Source organism: Symbiopectobacterium sp., assembly GCF_047692315.1.
Lineage (GTDB): Bacteria > Pseudomonadota > Gammaproteobacteria > Enterobacterales > Enterobacteriaceae > Symbiopectobacterium.
Map to the genome: position 1 here is coordinate 13,456 of NZ_JBLLJS010000003.1, position 16,927 is coordinate 30,382.

Genomic DNA, 16,927 nt, shown 5'->3' on the forward strand with positions numbered 1-16,927 from the left:
AGCACCGATGGCCCGGATGGTAAAAATTCTGAGGCGACGATCGCATCCCTTCCTCAACGTGCGCTCACTGATGCGGCAGTGATGTCTTTCCCTTTAACATCCAGTATAATGACGACACTATGACAAAGAAAAAAGCTTATAAACCCGGTTCCGCCACCATTGCGCAAAACAAGCGTGCTCGCCACGAATACTTCATTGAAGAAGAGTTCGAAGCGGGCTTGGCGCTGCAAGGATGGGAAGTAAAATCACTGCGCGCAGGTAAAGCCAACATCAGCGACAGCTACATTTTGCTGCGTGACGGTGAAGCTTACCTGTTTGGCTCGACCTTTCAGCCACTGTTGGCGTCTTCGACGCACGTGGTGTGCGATCCTACGCGCAGCCGTAAACTGCTATTGAACCAGCGCGAACTGGATTCGCTCTACGGGCGAGTTAACCGCAAGGGTTACACTGTGGTTGCGCTTTCGCTCTACTGGAAGAACGCCTGGTGTAAAGTGAAAATTGGCGTAGCCAAGGGTAAGAAAGAGCACGACAAGCGTTCAGATATCAAAGAACGCGAATGGCAGATGGATAAAGCGCGCATCATGAAAAACGCCAACCGCTAACGGTAGCGTCAGGCATCATCGTTCTGTTATACTATTAAAATACTTCGGGGCTGATTCTGGATTCGACGGGATTTGCGAAACCCGGGGTGCATGCCGAGGGGCGGTTGGCCTCGTTAAAAGCCGCAAAAAAATAGTCGCAAACGACGAAAACTACGCTTTAGCAGCTTAATAATCTGCTTAGAGCCCTCTCTCCCTAGCCTCCGCTCTTAGGACGGGGATCAAGAGAGGTTAAACCCAAAAGAGATCGCGTGGATGCCCTGCCTAGGGTTGAAGCGTTAAAACTAATCAGGCTAGTTTGTTAGTGGCGTGTCTGTCCGCAGCTGGCAAGCAAATGTAAAGACTAGACTAAGCATGTAGTACCCAGGATGTAGGAATTTCGGACGCGGGTTCAACTCCCGCCAGCTCCACCAATTAAATCAAGTGGTTACGATTTTTTCGTAACCCCCTTTTTCATGTTAATGGCGACAGCCATATGCAGGTGAACATGGAAGATATTAAATCAGCCAGCACACGATTAATCGTTTCCTCCGCTGGTCTCATTCTCTTTTTAGGGGGTGGGCATCTTTCTCTGACTCCATCCTAATCGGCAACTTAGGACTAAAACTTACTTCACTGCATGTTGCCCCTATCATATTGATCGCTTTTTGGCTCTTTAGCTGGCAGCGTTTTTTTGTGCTAGCTCGCCAAAGCAACAAGCCAGCAGTCGATCAGATGCTCGTTGAAAAAGTAAACTCATCTAAACTAATTCTCGCTGTGTTTCCTCCAAAGTCTTACAAGCTACCCGGCGCAGTAGACATACATAAATGGAGCTGGTCTCATGAAAGCATCCCACAAACCGCCCCTCATGATTATGTGTCTTATAAACGTGAGCGCTTTAAACATCGCTTCATGTTTTATTACTATGGCAATGATACCAATGATGAAGCGTTATGTGTTCACTTTGGGCCTGTGGCTTCCAACATCAAAGACGGAGATCTAACTCCTTCAAATACTGGGTATTGGCAATGCATCTGGTTTAAAACTAGATTCTTAGCGCTACGGATATTTGACACGCCTATTATTGGATTCCACTACTTCCCTCATATTTTCGCTTGGGTAACTTTTGTTTATATGTGTATTTGGGGTTTTGGCCAGATGATATAAATTTCAGTTTTTTAAATCACCCTATCTACCCTAAAGCCAGCGCCCTGCCTGGTTTTCTTCCTTTCGCGCCATCCACGCAACTTTCCAAAACTAAATCCATTCAACCGATGAAAAACAGAAAAAATTCTTTAATATCTATCGGTTAATTTTTTAACCTGATCCATCCGAGATCCTTAAAACTGAAAAAACCTGAAATTCTTTTCAATCATTTCAGTTTGGGATTTCCACAACAAGCCCAGCAGCGGCACGGGCTGGTGCATTGGTTTGTAGAAAAATAAAACTGAAAAATTTCTCTGATCCGAAAACCGCAGGCGGGTGCGGTGTAGCGCCGGTTTTTTCATGCGGGCGTTTATTTTGTGTGTACTCTGGCTGTACATATTATGCGTAACCTCAAGTTATTAGGAATGAGTGCCTCATTTTCAGTGCCCGTAGAGCGTTTGCTGTGCTTTATGATGGGTGTAAGAAATCCCGAGTGAGGAGATAGGTGATTGTGGTTTTTTCAAACTTCTTTAGGATTTCATAATTAAAGTAACTAGATTAAATCATGTAATTACCATTTTTCGCTTCAAATTGATTAATCGTTTAATTATAAAATTATAAAATTTAATGAATGCATTAAAATCAGTTATTCCAATTTATTTTTCATGCAATTCATAGATAAATTTTTTCTCTGGAGGATAACATGTTAGAAATGTTCGATGTCAGTTATGAATCACTTAAAGAACAAAAAAAGATGAATTATTCCATTTGAGGAAAAAAACTTTTAAAGAAAGATTGAATTGGCAGGTGCAATGTGAAAATGATATGGAGTTTGATGAGTATGACAATACAGACACAAATTATATGATAGGAGTTTTTCAGTCAAACATTATTTGCAGCGTGCGATTCATTAAATTAGAAAACCCTAATATGATAACACATACATTTCAATCACATTTTGGAAAAATAAAATTTAAAAAAGGGAATTACCTAGAATCAAGCCGTTTTTTTGTACACAAAGAAAGAGCTCAAAAGCTATTGGGTTGCCATTATCCGATTAGCACAATTCTTCTATTATCTATGATAAATTACTCCCATCATTATGGGTTTGATGGTATATACACCATCGTAAGCAAAGCGATGTTATCCATATTAAGACGTGCGGGATGGCAGTTCGAGAACATCAAAGAAGGATACTTATCGGAAAAGGAACGTATTTATTTATTATTTCTTCCAGTTACTTTAGAAAACCAAACAGCACTGGCAGCCAAAATAAGTGCAACGTTATCGTCTCCAACTTTAGACTTATGCACTTGGCCACTATCATTACCCCAAGGATCTAGGACTTTTGATTAGACCTAACTCCGAGCTTAGGCGGATTGCCTGCTTTGCATTAACGACTCCAAGCTTTGATTTCACTCTCGCCATATGAAACTTCACCGTTCTCGGCGAAATACCTAGAATGATGGATATTTCAGAATAGGTTTTACCCAAACTACACCAGTACAACACCTCGGTTTCCCTTGCAGTAAACAAGGCATCATTCAAAGATGGTGCCTTGTTATTATCATCAAAAAACATTACTGTTTTCTCATGAATTTCTATGAGCAATAACTGCAATTGACTTTTGTTTTTTTTGATTTCAGCCTCGGTTTCATTCTTTGCATCCTTATCAATAAGTAACGATAATGTCACTAAATTATTATCATAATCATGCAATACAAATGTATATCCGTTTACGATATCAAAGGTCCTAGACAGAGCAAATACCTCAGTGAATTTTATGTTTGAAAAAATTGACATATCTTCATTCCAGACGAATGGAGAACAGCGTCTTAGTGCCATTACCACAACCGGATCTACATATTGAAGCTTATTATCTAGATACATTTTCACCCAATCATCATGATAGTTGGAGGCGATGAAAATCTCTGAAATATTTCCCTTATTGATTATACTGTAGGCAAATATTGCATTATTTATAATTTCCAGTTTTTGCTCCAAAAATGAGCATAAAACGTCACTAGCGTTAAAACCGAATGTAAATTTCATATATCCTGCACCTATAAGGTCTTTTTAAGACTACCACTGGCCAAAAGGACAGTCCCCCTCCCTGAACAAACAGCCTATTTACGAAGTGACATCAGCAATCTATAGTACCTTTAAATAAAAAACTGGCCACAAGGGCCAGGCGGCAAATTTAGCCAACACCAGGAACCAATGTATGACACTCTTGATATAGAGAAAGACACATAAACATACGTAAAAACATTCAAACAAACCGTAACAACCATTTAATGCATCTAATCAAATCACGTTTTTTAACTATAATGCATTAGGAATCAATTAACACCAAGTCTTAACCTAAGTGTATCAATAAAAACTAAACGAAAAATAAACGATAGAATATTTACACGTTCTAAGGAGAAAAAAGTCTCAAATAAAAAACCCAGATATTGGTGTACCCATACGAAGCAAATATTATTAACCAATAACTAGGCTGTACTTTTTCTGTAGCCTGCTTGCGTCGCCAGGCTGTAATCCCCCGGTGCCATCTGCACCGGCGAGTAGCGTGGACGTGCCAAGCACGGTAGTTTTGTCCGTTGCCTGTATCGTGGTTTCCCTGGCAACAAGGGTACGTTTTTCTTCATCGGCGGTAATATCACGGCGCATAGACGATTCTTTAATGCTTTGGTCGGTCTGCCGTTCCCAATCCCCTGCAACCATTACGCGCTGCGACACTTCCGCGCGCTGCTGCTGTAGCTGCTCGCCTGGCTTCACGTCCGGCAGACTATGGCCCTGTGCCAGCGTTTGCCGCACAAACAGGCGATCGGGCCGACCATCGGTGAAACCAATCTCAACCAGTGTGCCAGCCGGGGGAAACTGGAACATACCCGATTCACTGCCCACCATCGGCACCGGCAGCGGAACGGCGGGGTAAACGTCACTAACCACGCCTGTTTGCCGTCCTGCTTCGGTGCGTCGATCGAGCCGGTGAACGTGGCCAGACGAAAATTAATGACCTGTGCGGTAGGGGTTAGCCACCCGGTAGCGTTTCAGTTTTCCGCCCTCTTTGGCTTCTGCCAGGGCAAACAAGCGGAAGATCTCTAAAAGTGAACGGTTCGGTTTACCGGAATACTTACAGAAGTGACCGACTAGTGCCGTGCATTAACCCATGCATTAATCAAACAGGAAGATCCCGCCATTAAAGAAATTCTCACCTTCATGCTGGCTGAACGGCTGGAGCATTTGAATGTTTCGTTAGATACAGTGGATCACTATCGATGAAGTAGGCTGATACTCATCTGCCACAAGTCATCCCGTCTGTACGGGTTGACTTGTGTATTGAGCGCTCGTGATAACCGATTTGGTTATGGCAAAAAGCGCTATCAGACAATAGGTGCAGCAGAAGGACAAATTTTACTTTTGGTGGTTCATACGGATAGATTCGGTTCAATCAGGATCATTTCCGCCCGAAAAACGAACGCCAAAGAAAGAACGAGTTACAAAGACTATGAATCGTAAACAACAGATTGATCGTCTTAACAACATGCAGATACAGACATTGACTATAGCGATACGCCGGGAAATGGAAAAAGCATTGCGTTCCTGATCTCTCACTCGTCCATACGAAAAGCGGTGGCAACAGTCACACAGCCACCGCTATTCCCAAGGGGATTTTCTGTCTAATGGTCCCCACAGCGATTCATATTAATTAAACTTCCCGGATGAGAATCGAGGGATCGACATTCTTCACATCGGCGGTGCCGGTCAGCACCATGCTGGACTCAAGCTCACCCTGGAAGCGTTTGAACTGCATCTCAACCCCTTTAACACCACCGCCGAGGCTGGCACGCAGCATTGGACGACCGACTAATACGGCATGAGCACCGCTGGCCAGCGCTTTGAGCACATCGCCACCATCACGCACGCCGCCGTCGACCAGAATGGGCATCTTGTAACCGCGATCGCGTACGGCTTTTACAATAGCGGGTAACACATGCATAGTCGCAGGAGTCGAGCTCAGTACGCGCCCACCGTGGTTAGACACCACAACTGCACCGCAACCGGCTTCGGAGCACATCAGGGCTTCTTCAACCGTCATCACACCTTTCGCCATAAAGGGGATCTTGGCGTATTTAACGATTTCTTTAAGCTTTTTCAGATCGTTAGGATCAACCGTGTTGCCGGGTAAAGCACGGGCAGCACGACCTGACGAATCGATATCAATCGCAAAGAAAGGCGCACCGGCATTCTGTACCAGATCGATACGGTCAAAAATTTCCTGTTGCGTACGAGGTTTGATTTGCGCAATCGCGCGACCTTTAAATTCTTTGACGACTTCTAAACGACGTTTGTAGGTATCGAGTGGATCTTCAATACCGTCTGCCGCCCAACCTAAACAACCTGAGTTTGCCGCGCCTTCGATAATGCCGCGGGCGTATTTATCTTCGGTCATTACTTCGCCATCGAACGCTAATTTGTTGGCAGCCCCCATGTTGTAGGTTAGACCGCCAGTGACACCGGTCAGAATGGGCATCGCTAATTTAACGCCGAGTAACTCCGTTTCCATTTTCGGTTTACTCACATTGTGCAGGCTGCTCATAGTGAGGCTCATGCCTTCAAAGGCTTCAATGTTACGACGCACAAAGCTTTGGCGCATACCGCCCATACCAGGACCCCCTTCTCCGCAGGGGCCTTTACCGTTACAACGGCCTGCACCGGCGACATCACAAGCCGCGCAAGTACTCATGATTTTACGGGCATTGCCGAGCACATCTTTTAAGTTTTTAGGCTCTTTAATGTAACCCGTGATGGCTTTTGGCTCTTCCGCCGCTGCAGTGGCTGCCGTTGCGGCCACCGCCTCTGCGGCACGGGCCGAAGATGAGGCCGACAGGGCAAGCGTTCCTGCCGCTGCGGCCAGTACTGCTCCCTTGGTTAAAAATTCTCGACGATTTTGATCTAATTTATTATCCATATTAGTGTCCCCTATGTTATTCAATTCTTTTCAGGAGTTACTAACGCGTATTGCTCACAGCCTGAATTTACGCCGCATAATTTCTTAGGGGATAACACTCGAGGATAAAATTTGGCGATAGATCGCTTAACTTAAAAAACTTTGAACCTTGCATACCCAATTATGCATTTTTGCATAACAACAAAACTCAATCCCTCAAAATTAATTAATTATCATTCTCTTTAAACTAATATAACTTAACCGTAAAATTAGCCAAGTAAATTAAATGTGATATCACTGTCAAAAAAGAGATAACAGCCTGCTATTGTGAACTAACTGCACTTAGGGTTACATCCAATCCAAAAAGCGAGATTGATCTCTTCCCTTTATTCAGTAGCAGCGTAAAGTAAAGCTTTCGGCCCTTCCTCTCCATAAAAAAGAGAGCACCAATTTTGGGAAGAGTTCAACAAGGTGTGTATTCAGTGAGCTATTGGCAGTATTTACGGGGAATGATATTAGCGCTGAGTCTGATGCAGGATATTATCGACGATCTGCAACGTGCTCTGCCGTTGGCGAGCACGCAACCGCAGGCGCTGCTACAGGGGCTTGAGGAGCTTAATTATACCAGCCAATCGGTGCAGGAATCGGCTCAGCGTATTGGCTGCATTATTCACGATCTCAAGCACTTCTCCCGCTATGGCCTCAGCAATGTTAAGCCTGTCGCGCTAAACCACATTGTTGAAACCGCGTTGCGATTAACCCATAACAATGTCAAACGTTTGCAGTTGCAGCTCTCACTCCATCCTCAACTTCCTGCAATTAAGGGGGACGAACTGCAACTGGTGCTTATCAATTTGATCCAAAATGCCTGTCTGGCGATGGATAAACCCCACCCGCTGCTGACGATTGAAACCGGGGTCGAAGAGGGGCGGGTATATCTTAAGGTCATAGATAATGGTTGCGGTATGCAGCCGCACATACAGGCACGTATTCGCGAGCCTTTCTTCACCACACGGCGCGAGCAAGGTGGCACTGGGCTTGGGCTCTCGACCACCAATAAAATTCTTGTCGAACACGGTGCCCAATGGCTTATCCATTCGCAGCCCAACATCGGCACCGAAATGAAAATCCTGTTAGGAATGTGCAATGAAGCTTAGCCGCAATATTCTCGTCATCGATGATGAAACCCGCTGGTTACGCACCATCGATATGTTGCTCAATCGGCATATTCCGGAGGCTAAGACCTACACCTGCGAAAACAGCCGCCAGGCTATGCAACTGATCAACGATTTGGATATCGCGCTGGTGTTACTCGATCTCAACATGCCCGCCCTCGACGGCCGGCAATTGCTGAGGGATATTCGCGAGCATGCCCCCTATGTCCGAGTGATCGTATTGACGGGACTCAATGAAACCGAAATCGCGGTAGAGTGCATGAAGCAAGGAGCCTACGATTTTATTACCAAAACCAGTTCGACCGACCAGTTACTGATATGTGTCCGCCGCGCTATGGAGATGATCGGGCTAGAACGGCGTTATCATCAAATTAAAGAGGGTTTCTTTAACCGCATAAACCTGAGCGCATTCGATCGCATCCTCACCACTGACATCAAAATGCACGACTGCTTCAACTTCGCCGCCACTCTGCAAGATAGTCGCGAGCCCATTTTAATTGAAGGGGAAATCGGCACAGGCAAGCACCTGTTCGCTGAGGCACTGCAACAACTGGTTTACCCAGAATTACCCTTGTTAACGCTGTCACTGGCCGATGTATCCCCGCAGATGTTGGAGCAAAAACTGTTTGGGGTTGCCAATCAAGTGGACTTGCTCGATATGGCAGGCTCAGGCTTTTTGCTGCTCGATAATTTAACGCTGGTGGGCGCGGAAACCCAAAGGGTGCTCACTCAACTGTGTCAGCGCAAACGCTATTTTCCACAGGGCTCGTTGCGGGAAACCGCTCTCAAATGCCGATTACTGTTTAGCACGACAGAGCCACTGGAACAACTCGAGCAAACGGCTTTTTCCCATGGATTGCTCTACTGCTTGCAACCACAACGCATCAAACTGCCGCCGCTGAGGGAACGGACCGCCGATATTGGCTTGTTATTGCAACATTTTAATGAAATAGCCTGCCAGGAGTTGGGCCAGGATTACCTCGCTCTGCCCCACGATCTCGCGAGCCGATTAGAGCGTTACGCCTTCCCAGGAAATATTGCCGAATTAAAGTCGCTAACCTTTACCGCAGTTGGAATCAGTAACGGCCGGGAGCTGGCCCTCGCGCCTTTTTTTAAAGTGCTAGAACAGACCCGACAGATGCCGCAAAGTGAACGAATTACCTTTCCGGCAAACTTGCCCACCATTAGAGAAATCACGCAGCAGTTGATCCATGAGGCACTCGTTCGCACCAATAACAACCAGAGCGCCGCTGCCAAACTGCTCGGGATCACGCAAAGTGCCCTGAGCCGCCGTTTAGGCAAGACAACCCTCAGCAGAGAAACAGACACCCAAAAACAAAAAACCGATGAGAACACGTAATACCGAGCGGTTTAGAGGGTTGATCGTTCAAGCATGGTCATGAAGGCATCAAACTGTGCCTCATCGACCAAGAACAGTCGTTGAGCAAGCAACACTTATTCCGCCTCACGGCATGCCGCCTCATGGATAAAATCAGTGCGAGACTTTGATAGCAGCTTTGCTGCGACATCAATCAGCTCTCGCTGTGATGCTTTAGCGCGGATATTGATCGATGTTCCTTTCGCTTCAGTTCTCATAATGGCCTCATGTATAGCAAAAGCTACACATCATAACGTAGTTAGCGCTAAGGCGGCGGGGGGGAACTGTTTTCCATAACATCATTTTATTGGAGCTAATATAGATGAATTGAAAACAAAAACGGCATGGCAATAACAGCAATCAAACAACATTGCACTGGAATTACCCTAAATTAATGCTATAAAATCAACAAGTTAATTATATTCGGATTGTCGCGGCTGCTGAACCCGATCAATCTGAGAGAGAAAAACAATGGAAATAACCCGTAACCGGGATTGGCGCATTGCTCAAAAGCAGCGTAATAAATCCCGCGATGTTCATACCGCGCTTTTACGTTTTCGTGGCGAAAAAAACTGGAAGATGTTGTACACACGTTCCGACAAAGTGTTGCGTGCCGCACAACTGGGAATGGAGTATCCACGCGTAACAAACCAGTTACTGGCGAAGCGCGGTCTGGAAGAGTATCAGCTTGCCGATGAATGTTCTTTTCATATGCAGTCGTAATCAATGGCGAAGCCCCACGGCGGAACAGGTGTTCCGCCACCACTTGTCACTTGCCGTTCGTTCCGCCGGAACTAGCCGGAACGCAAAAAAAAACCGTATCACATGACCTGCTTCACTGGGCTGATGTTATTTGTGTGATGGAACAAAAACACAAAAACCGGCTAATGGCTGAATATCGTCGCATCATCGAAAACAAACCACTCCATGTGCTCGATATTCCCGACGACTACCGCTATATGGATCCTGCGCTGATTAAGCTATTGGAAGCGGTCGTACCGGAAAGATTGGGTATTTACGATCGTTGAATCGCCGCGCAATTAATTACCGCTCTCGCCTTGCCAGTTAGCACGCTAGAACGACTGAAGCATCTGCATGTTTCGTTAGCGGCGGTAGATCACAACAATGATAGGGCAACGTAACAGGAGCTTTGTAAAACGACCGATTCAACCATCGCGTCGCAGGGGATAAAATAACCTGTTTCCCCTTTACGCCAAGCCAGCCTGGCTATGTGGGTTGGCTTGACGAGGATGTGGTGGCAGACATTGCGTCATACGGAGCCAGTGCGTTGCGGATCTTTTTCATGATATTGGGCGCTGAAATGCATCCGCAACACATCTGGACCTACTCCGCCGCGTCCTTACTAAGAGCAAGAAACGCCGTAGCTTTTAGATAAGCATCGTCCATGTCGTCGGCCAGCGTTTTGGGGAACGGCAGGATCTTTTTCACCTTGGGGAACATGGCGCTCAGGCTCTCGCGCACTTCAGGCTCGGAGGTCAAATACACATAGCCCGCGCAGTAATCGCGCAGCTCATTTTTATACTGCTTCATCCAACGCGATGCCTGTTTCTCTTGTTCATGCGGCTCTCTTTCATGACCATGCCTTGCCGGAATCCACACCAAGACCACGCGCTGCTGCTGTGTTAAAATTTGCGTCAATCCCGCCAGTAGTCTGTCAGTGCGATTCGGCATCTCCAATGCGGGAAAGCGCAGGAATACCACTGGCCAGCGCGAACTGTCGAAGATTTCACTGTCCAGTTGCTCACCGGAATAAATACCTTGTTGGTTCATATCATTCATCCTTTTCTGCCATAGGGGCACGCAGTAGCCCCGTGATAATCAGTAATGCCAGCGCACCCGATGCGTAGAACCAGGGCCAGCTAATCCAGTTCACCATTTGCGCCCCCGCAATGGTGGCCAAGCGTGCTGGCAAACCGCCCTACGCCGTAAGAAGCAGCGTAATCGGTGGCGGGTTGCGCCCCGCGCGACCACCCTAATATTGTGGCGCTCACCGCCGCTCCCACCGCTATCGCGCCCGACATGACCAGCCATGCCAGCGCCATCACAAAGCCTGTCGCCATCGCGGCTAACGCCAGTAAAGCCAGCACGGTGAACGCCATCAGCGCGCCGGAAAGCCCACACCGTCTCATCAGCGGCATAGAGATAACGGCGGTTGATCAGCATGGTGATGGGGCCGAGCGTGCCGACGATCCCGCCGATCTGCTCCATCGGCACGTTAAGATCAATCAGCATCAGGCGGTTCAGTCCCGCAATCGGGAAGATAACGCAGCACGCCAGCGTCAGTAGAATCAGCCTCTTGCGCTGCACGGGGTTACGCAGCAGTGTGCTCAGGCTCGCCGCGTCCCGCCGTTCAGCATTTGGAAGGCCAGCGTGCGGCACCTCTTTCATCAACAGCAGCACCGGTAACACCAGCAGCAAGAGAGAGGCGGCATAACACAGGAAGATCGCTTTCCAGCCATAGGTGTGAAACAGCGCAACAAAAGCGCCGCCGCCAATCATGGCACCTGTCGATAATGCTCCCAGTTTGCAGGCCGCAGCACACGGTCGCCAGGCCGGATGAATCCGTTCTACCGCCAGAGCATCCAGCGCAATATCCATGGTTGCCATGGTGAACGCCACAAAGAGCCCCATCGCGAACAGGATGCCCATTGCAGCACCTTCCAGCAGCGCCACCATGGCGACCGTGAATGCCGCCAGCACTTGCATAGGCACAATCCATGCAAGGCGAGATGGCAAGAGCGGCGGATGCCAGCGAGGCATACACCACGCGATCGTTACCGTAGTTACAGAAGTTATTGGACAGGCAAGTGACATAGCGTTTATCAAACAGGTTATTGACGCTGACCTTGCCACTTAACCCGTTGAGCGTTGCCGATCTTTTGCCGAAATCGTAGCTGACCGACGCATCAAATACGGTGTAACTCGGCGCGTCCAACCGCGTGGCATTGGCGGTGTAAACGTTCGGCGAATATCCGCCTACCGTGCCGCCGACATAGCGTACGCCGCTGCCCACGGTAATCCCTTCCAGTGCTCCGGAGCGGAAGCGATAATCCCGAATCTGCGTCCAGTCAGATTCCTGATAATCAAAACCTAATAAGGCCGTGTGATACAAGCGCCCGGTATCGAATTCAGCCTGAAGTTGCAGATCGGATGTCAAACCCATCAGTCCCCAACGCGTAACGCGCGATCGTATGCCCATCGACACCCATACTGGGCGTCACTACGCTCTTGGTAACCGTTGAATGATCGAGATAGCGGAAGTTGTGGCGCACGCTCCAAGTGTCATTGATGCGGTGCTCAAACTGATACCCCACCATGCTCTGCTCTGCTTACGATCAAATTCATCAAACGCCAGATCGCCGTCGTTAAAATTACGCGGAATTTGCCCGGCCGGACTGGGCCACAGAGAACCTACGGTGGGCAGCACGCCGTAGTATCCCCCTTCCGGATCGTGCTGGTAGCTCATGTTCAGCGTGAATGAGGTATCGGTATTTGGAATCCAGGTCAGAGAGGGCGCAACGTAGACACGCTCCTCTTTGGTATTAACCACCTGCGTGTCAGATTTCCGGCCAAGTGCGACCACGCGATAGAGCAACGAGCGATCGTCATTGAGCGGCCCGGCGGAATCAACACCAAGCTGCATCCGGTTATGGCTGCCGTAGAGCATCTCAACCGCGTGCTGCGGCTCGCTGGTAGGCACCTTGGAAATGGCATTGATCAGCCCGCCGGGGGTAACACCGCCATACAGCGTAGAAGAAGGACCTTTGAGAAACTCAATGAGTTCAATGCCATAGGTTTCAATCTGTGGAATGGCATAACCGCCGCCACGCAGCAAACGCAAGCCATCAAGATACTGGTTGCTGTTGGTTGGCGAACCGAAGCCACACACATAAGGCAAGTCATAACGCGATGCCGAGCCACGAACCTCTGCCGCCACGCCCGATGAATAGCGCAATGCCTGAACCAGACTTTGCGCTCCCTGCGCGTCAGCCTGTTCGCGGGTAATCACGCTGACCGACTGCGGTGTTCTCATCGGCGGGGTGTTGGTTTTGGTGCCAGAGGTACTGTTGCTGGCAACATAACCCACCACCGGGCCAAGTCGGCTATTTCCCTGCGCCTGAACCACCATGGTGTCGGACGTTCCCCTTGATGCTGCACTCGTCGAAGGGGGCAATACATAAATCTGTACTGTGGTCGCATTACTAAAGCGGTAGCCCAGCCCGGTGCCATTGAGCAGGATTGCCAACGCTTGCTCTGCGCTCAGCGTGCCGCGAACAGGTTTGCCAATGGCGGCCATTTTCTGTTCTTCACGGAAAACAACGGATAGGCCAGTGATACGTCCAATGTCGTTCACCGCCTGAGTGACCGGTTTCGCCGGGAGATTGAAGCTGAATTGCTGCGCTGCGTGCTACTGAACCTGCGCTGCGGTGCTGTGCGCACCACTAAAGCTGGTCAATAAAAGGGTGGCGAATAGGTAGCCTGCCTGGTGTGCTCTTTTTTGTTTCATTAGAGGAGATCCTTATCTCGTGTCATGAACAGCGAGCACGTTAATAATAGTAATTATCATTTGCACTCTCACTAAGTTCACGGATGAGAAAACGGATCACTGAACCCTGAAAATAAATTTTTTGATAAAAAAATCACAATACACTGTAAAACAGATAATTTTTATGGATAGAGAATCACCAGACGTTCAGTTACTTTGCGCATCTGGAACCCAACACTGGCCTGCAAAGACACCAACGCTACATCGCTATCCGCCAGCGAGAAGCTGCCGGTCACTCTTTCATTGGCCAACGCAGACGCCGGGATGAGAATACGCCCGGGACGATAGCGTTCCACCTCACGCACCACATCGGCCAGGCGAGCACGATAGAAAATATAACACCCTTCACGCCACGCCATTTCATCTGCAACATTCACGCTGACAGGCGCATGGGTAACGGTGGCGCTAAACCACACCTGCTGTCCGGGCTTAAGCATGGCGGGTGTCACTGCCCCACCCGCCGTCACGGCTACACTGCCTTTTGCCAAGGTCACCAATGCGGCGTCATCGATCAGCCGTACATCAAATTGAGTGCCAAGCACCCGAACATCACCCGCCGCTGTCGCCACCACAAAGGGAGTCTGCGAAGGCGTGACATCAAAGAAAGCGGCACCGCGCAGCAAGTGGACGCGCCGCAATTGCGGTGTAACCTCCACGCTGAACGCGCTATCTGCATCCAGTAATACCCGCGAGCCATCTGCCAGCGTTACGTCACGACGTTCGCCTTTTCTCGCCACGTGTATCGACGTAACATTATGAATATATTATTTTTTCCAGCCAGAGAATCCCCACCAACACCAATGCACAGCAGGCGCTGGCCGAGACAAGCCACCGCCTTGCTCGTTGATGGCGCTGTGCCTGCTTCATTGCGGTGAGATAGACCGCCAGCACCTCAGACTCTTTTTCCGCCAGCCGCTTGCCCGGCGCTGCGGTTGCCAGCCATACCGCTTCGACCGCGCGATATGCTTCATCGTGCGCGGGGTTACTATGTCGCCACTGGTCACAGGCGGCACGCTGAGAGCGCGAAGGATTATCCCGCAGAGAAATAAACCAGTCGCGCGCTTGTTCGCGGATCTGCGTCTCAGACGGTGTCATCGTGCTCGCTTCCTATGCGCGCTTCGCAGGCAGCCACTGCCCGCGCCATATGTTTTGCCACCGCACGTGATGAAATCCCCATCACCGCAGCGATTTCCGAGAAACTGCGTCCATGAACCCGATTGAGCAAAAAGATATGCCGCATCTTTTGCGGTAAGGCAGCAAGGATTTCATCAATGTGATGGATGTTCTGCTGTGCGGACACAATCTCTTACGGTGACTCCGACTCTTCAGCGTATTGCTCCGGTAGCACGCCTCGAAGGTAGTCTGCTTTGGTTTTTTCCGCCCGCAAATGGTCGATTGCCGCATTACGCGCACAGCGGGTGAGATAAGCGGCAGAGTCGCCTTTCCACTCAACCGCCTTTTCCCACAAGCGAAGAAAAATATCCTGCACCAGATCGCTGGCGATATTACGGCAGCCAACCCGACGTCGGATCTGACGTTCCAAGCGCTCATGCTCTGTGAGGTATAAATAACGCGGCGAGATCCTTGCTTTTGTCGGTCATGACGTCGAGCCCCGAACGGTGGTAAAAACAGTGCCGAACCGCGCAAGGATCCTGTGCCACAAGGCGGGGAGAATGGCTGAACGGACGGCAATTATTGCTGATGTTATCAACCGTTTCCAGCAAATAAAATATAATCAATGCATTACGTTTAGTACGGTTATCGACCTGGTGGTTTGCGATAGATATATGCATTCCATGGGATTATCCTACACTTAGCGGTGAAAACACTCTCAGGAATCCCATTTACCTATTGAATTACGCGAGATTACGTTATGGAATTAAAGGATTATTACGCCATCATGGGCGTAAAATCGACGGACGATCTCAAAACCATCAAGACCGCCTATCGTCGACTGGCCCGTAAATACCACCCGGATGTCAGCAAAGAGCCCGATGCCGAAGCACGGTTTAAAGCAGTGGCTGAAGCATGGGAAGTGCTTAGTGATGAACAGCGGCGTGCCGAGTATGACCAACTGTGGCAACACCGCAATGATCCGCAGTTCAACCGACAACCTCAACAGGAAAGTGGTCAGCGCTATAAGGCTGAAGACGTTGACGATCTCTTCTCCTCTATCTTTGGTCAGCATGCGCGCCAGTCACAGCAATCCCGCGCAACCCGTGGCCATGACATTGAAATCGAAGTAGCGGTATTCCTCGAAGAAACGCTTACCTAGCACAATCAAACCATCAGTTACAGGCTACCGGTGTATAACGCCTTCGGCATGGTAGAGCAGGAAATTCCCAAAACGCTCAATGTGAAGATACCAGCAGGCGTTGGCAACGGTCAGCGCATTCGCCTTAAAGGCCAGGGAACGCCGGGCGAGCATGGCGGACCGAATGGCAATCTGTGGTTGGTTATCCATATTGCACCGCATCCGCTGTTTGATATCGTGGGTCACGATCTGGAAATTGTCGTTCCGCTTTCCTCGTGGGAAGCAGCGCTGGGCACAAAGGCCACCGTACCGACACTGAAAGAGAGCATTCTGTTGACAATCCCTACAGGCAGTCAGGCTGGACAACGGTTGCGTATCAAAGGTAAGGGGCTTCTCGGCAAACACCATACCGGCGATCTGTATGCCGTGATCAAAATCGTGATGCCACCGCACCCCGATGACAGCACCCGCGTCCTGTGGAAACAACTGGCAGACGCTCAGTCGTCCTTTGATCCTCGCAAGACATGGGGGAAAGCATAATGTCTACTGTAACCATCACCTTTACCGTTACTGAGTTTTGCCTGCATACCGGCGTTTCGGAAGACGATCTGAGTAAAATTGTCGGCCTGGGCGTGATTGAACCTCGCGAAGACGAACATTCATGCTGGCAATTTGACGATCGTGCGGCAGCGATTGTGCAGCGCGCACTGCGTTTGAGAAGGGAGTTAGAGTTGGATTGGCCCGGCATCGCCGTGGCCCTGACATTACTGGAAGAGAACGCGCAGCTGCGTCAGGAAAATCGTCGGTTGCAACAGCGTCTCTCGCGCTTTATTTAGCCACGGTCAGGGCGCTATGGCACGCGCCCTGACCTT

Annotated in this window: 18 protein-coding genes, 1 other RNA gene and 4 pseudogenes; 11 read left to right on the forward strand and 12 right to left on the reverse strand. The window is 49.1% G+C overall.

What is annotated here, in order from left to right; translation table 11 throughout:
• Positions 1–119 precede the first annotated feature (119 nt).
• From smpB to ACMZI0_RS00710, 3 genes are all read left to right on the forward strand, one after another.
• The gene (gene smpB / locus ACMZI0_RS00700) at positions 120–602 is read left to right on the forward strand and encodes an SsrA-binding protein SmpB (protein WP_415671582.1); all 483 of its coding nucleotides are present in this window, start codon (positions 120–122) and stop codon (positions 600–602) included.
• Between the two features lie 46 nt (positions 603–648).
• Positions 649–1,012, forward strand: a transfer-messenger RNA (tmRNA) gene (gene ssrA, locus ACMZI0_RS00705).
• Positions 1,013–1,274: 262 nt separating this feature from the next.
• Positions 1,275–1,745: a hypothetical protein gene (locus ACMZI0_RS00710; protein ID WP_415671583.1), complete on the forward strand. Its 471-nt coding sequence runs from the start codon at positions 1,275–1,277 to the stop codon at positions 1,743–1,745.
• 173 nt (positions 1,746–1,918) lie between these two features.
• Here ACMZI0_RS00710 and ACMZI0_RS00715 read toward each other — a convergent pair whose 3' ends face one another.
• On the reverse strand, positions 1,919–2,122 hold the full coding sequence (locus ACMZI0_RS00715) for a hypothetical protein (RefSeq protein ID WP_415671584.1): 204 nt from the start codon (positions 2,120–2,122) through the stop codon (positions 1,919–1,921).
• Between the two features lie 305 nt (positions 2,123–2,427).
• Between ACMZI0_RS00715 and ACMZI0_RS00720 the strand changes: the two are divergent.
• Positions 2,428–3,080: pseudogene (locus ACMZI0_RS00720) on the forward strand (acyl-homoserine-lactone synthase).
• On the opposite strand, the gene ACMZI0_RS00725 reads toward ACMZI0_RS00720, so the two are convergent.
• Together ACMZI0_RS00725 and ACMZI0_RS00730 are read right to left on the reverse strand one after the other, a co-directional pair.
• Entirely contained in the window at positions 3,051–3,776 is a 726-nt protein-coding gene (locus ACMZI0_RS00725; protein ID WP_415671585.1) for a helix-turn-helix transcriptional regulator, read from the reverse strand. The pseudogene ACMZI0_RS00720 and the gene ACMZI0_RS00725 sit on opposite strands and share 30 nt — an antisense overlap.
• Before the next feature lie 461 nt (positions 3,777–4,237).
• Positions 4,238–4,667 (reverse strand): annotated as a pseudogene (locus tag ACMZI0_RS00730) (hypothetical protein); the annotation flags it as partial.
• A gap of 402 nt (positions 4,668–5,069) precedes the next feature.
• Between ACMZI0_RS00730 and ACMZI0_RS00735 the strand changes: the two are divergent.
• Positions 5,070–5,249 (forward strand): BrnT family toxin, encoded by a 180-nt coding sequence (locus ACMZI0_RS00735; protein ID WP_415671586.1) that lies wholly within the window; start codon positions 5,070–5,072, stop codon positions 5,247–5,249.
• A 190-nt stretch (positions 5,250–5,439) separates the two neighbouring features.
• Here the strand turns inward: ACMZI0_RS00735 and ACMZI0_RS00740 are convergent, their stop codons facing one another.
• Positions 5,440–6,702, reverse strand: coding sequence for an alpha-hydroxy-acid oxidizing protein (locus tag ACMZI0_RS00740; protein ID WP_415671587.1), 1,263 nt, complete (start codon positions 6,700–6,702; stop codon positions 5,440–5,442).
• Positions 6,703–7,163: 461 nt separating this feature from the next.
• Between ACMZI0_RS00740 and ACMZI0_RS00745 the strand changes: the two genes are divergently transcribed.
• A complete protein-coding gene (locus tag ACMZI0_RS00745) occupies positions 7,164–7,838 on the forward strand; it encodes a sensor histidine kinase (RefSeq protein ID WP_415671588.1) in 675 nt (224 codons plus the stop codon).
• Positions 7,828–9,216 (forward strand): sigma-54-dependent transcriptional regulator, encoded by a 1,389-nt coding sequence (locus ACMZI0_RS00750; RefSeq protein WP_415671589.1) that lies wholly within the window; start codon positions 7,828–7,830, stop codon positions 9,214–9,216. Before ACMZI0_RS00745 ends, ACMZI0_RS00750 begins: the two co-directional genes overlap by 11 nt.
• Before the next feature lie 95 nt (positions 9,217–9,311).
• On the opposite strand, the gene ACMZI0_RS00755 is transcribed toward ACMZI0_RS00750, so the two are convergent.
• Positions 9,312–9,452, reverse strand: a complete 141-nt coding sequence (locus ACMZI0_RS00755; protein WP_415671590.1) for a DUF1778 domain-containing protein — start codon at positions 9,450–9,452, stop codon at positions 9,312–9,314.
• Positions 9,453–9,705: 253 nt separating this feature from the next.
• Between ACMZI0_RS00755 and ACMZI0_RS00760 the strand changes: the two genes are divergently transcribed.
• Positions 9,706–9,957 (forward strand): hypothetical protein, encoded by a 252-nt coding sequence (locus ACMZI0_RS00760; protein WP_415671591.1) that lies wholly within the window; start codon positions 9,706–9,708, stop codon positions 9,955–9,957.
• A pseudogene (locus ACMZI0_RS00765) lies at positions 9,929–10,262 on the forward strand (low molecular weight protein tyrosine phosphatase family protein). Before ACMZI0_RS00760 ends, ACMZI0_RS00765 begins: the two are co-directional and overlap by 29 nt.
• A 316-nt stretch (positions 10,263–10,578) precedes the next feature.
• Here the strand turns inward: ACMZI0_RS00765 and ACMZI0_RS00770 are convergent.
• The 7 genes from ACMZI0_RS00770 to ACMZI0_RS00800 all read right to left on the reverse strand — a co-directional run bounded on the left by ACMZI0_RS00770 (position 10,579) and on the right by ACMZI0_RS00800 (position 15,383).
• On the reverse strand, positions 10,579–11,025 hold the full coding sequence (locus ACMZI0_RS00770) for a hypothetical protein (protein WP_415671592.1): 447 nt from the start codon (positions 11,023–11,025) through the stop codon (positions 10,579–10,581).
• Between the two features lie 99 nt (positions 11,026–11,124).
• Positions 11,125–11,961, reverse strand: coding sequence for an MFS transporter (locus ACMZI0_RS00775; RefSeq protein WP_415671593.1), 837 nt, complete (start codon positions 11,959–11,961; stop codon positions 11,125–11,127).
• Between the two features lie 514 nt (positions 11,962–12,475).
• On the reverse strand, positions 12,476–13,609 hold the full coding sequence (locus tag ACMZI0_RS00780; RefSeq protein WP_415671594.1) for a TonB-dependent siderophore receptor: 1,134 nt from the start codon (positions 13,607–13,609) through the stop codon (positions 12,476–12,478).
• Positions 13,610–13,923: 314 nt separating this feature from the next.
• Positions 13,924–14,538: a FecR family protein gene (locus ACMZI0_RS00785; protein ID WP_415671595.1), complete on the reverse strand. Its 615-nt coding sequence runs from the start codon at positions 14,536–14,538 to the stop codon at positions 13,924–13,926.
• Positions 14,539–14,554: 16 nt separating this feature from the next.
• The gene (locus tag ACMZI0_RS00790; RefSeq protein WP_415671596.1) at positions 14,555–14,896 is read right to left on the reverse strand and encodes a FecR/PupR family sigma factor regulator; all 342 of its coding nucleotides are present in this window, start codon (positions 14,894–14,896) and stop codon (positions 14,555–14,557) included.
• Complete coding sequence (locus tag ACMZI0_RS00795) at positions 14,883–15,101, reverse strand: sigma factor-like helix-turn-helix DNA-binding protein (protein ID WP_415671597.1); 219 nt, start codon at positions 15,099–15,101, stop codon at positions 14,883–14,885. Before ACMZI0_RS00795 ends, ACMZI0_RS00790 begins: the two co-directional genes overlap by 14 nt.
• Before the next feature lie 6 nt (positions 15,102–15,107).
• Entirely contained in the window at positions 15,108–15,383 is a 276-nt protein-coding gene (locus tag ACMZI0_RS00800) for an RNA polymerase sigma factor (protein ID WP_415671682.1), read from the reverse strand.
• A gap of 291 nt (positions 15,384–15,674) precedes the next feature.
• On the opposite strand from ACMZI0_RS00800, the pseudogene cbpA reads away from it, so the two are divergent.
• Positions 15,675–16,595, forward strand: a pseudogene (gene cbpA, locus ACMZI0_RS00805) (curved DNA-binding protein).
• A complete protein-coding gene (gene cbpM / locus ACMZI0_RS00810; RefSeq protein ID WP_415671598.1) occupies positions 16,595–16,891 on the forward strand; it encodes a chaperone modulator CbpM in 297 nt (98 codons plus the stop codon). Before cbpA ends, cbpM begins: the two are co-directional and overlap by 1 nt.
• Positions 16,892–16,927 lie beyond the last annotated feature (36 nt).

Coding starts and splice junctions, on each gene's coding strand:
- smpB (WP_415671582.1), top strand. CDS start 120: ATGACAAAGAAAAAAGCTTATAAACCCGGTTCCGCCACCATTGCGCAA.
- ACMZI0_RS00715 (WP_415671584.1), bottom strand. CDS start 2,122: ATGTACAGCCAGAGTACACACAAAATAAACGCCCGCATGAAAAAACCG.
- ACMZI0_RS00725 (WP_415671585.1), bottom strand. CDS start 3,776: ATGAAATTTACATTCGGTTTTAACGCTAGTGACGTTTTATGCTCATTT.
- ACMZI0_RS00740 (WP_415671587.1), bottom strand. CDS start 6,702: ATGGATAATAAATTAGATCAAAATCGTCGAGAATTTTTAACCAAGGGA.
- ACMZI0_RS00750 (WP_415671589.1), top strand. CDS start 7,828: ATGAAGCTTAGCCGCAATATTCTCGTCATCGATGATGAAACCCGCTGG.
- ACMZI0_RS00755 (WP_415671590.1), bottom strand. CDS start 9,452: ATGAGAACTGAAGCGAAAGGAACATCGATCAATATCCGCGCTAAAGCA.
- ACMZI0_RS00760 (WP_415671591.1), top strand. CDS start 9,706: ATGGAAATAACCCGTAACCGGGATTGGCGCATTGCTCAAAAGCAGCGT.
- ACMZI0_RS00770 (WP_415671592.1), bottom strand. CDS start 11,025: ATGAACCAACAAGGTATTTATTCCGGTGAGCAACTGGACAGTGAAATC.
- ACMZI0_RS00775 (WP_415671593.1), bottom strand. CDS start 11,961: ATGCAAGTGCTGGCGGCATTCACGGTCGCCATGGTGGCGCTGCTGGAA.
- ACMZI0_RS00790 (WP_415671596.1), bottom strand. CDS start 14,896: ATGACACCGTCTGAGACGCAGATCCGCGAACAAGCGCGCGACTGGTTT.
- cbpM (WP_415671598.1), top strand. CDS start 16,595: ATGTCTACTGTAACCATCACCTTTACCGTTACTGAGTTTTGCCTGCAT.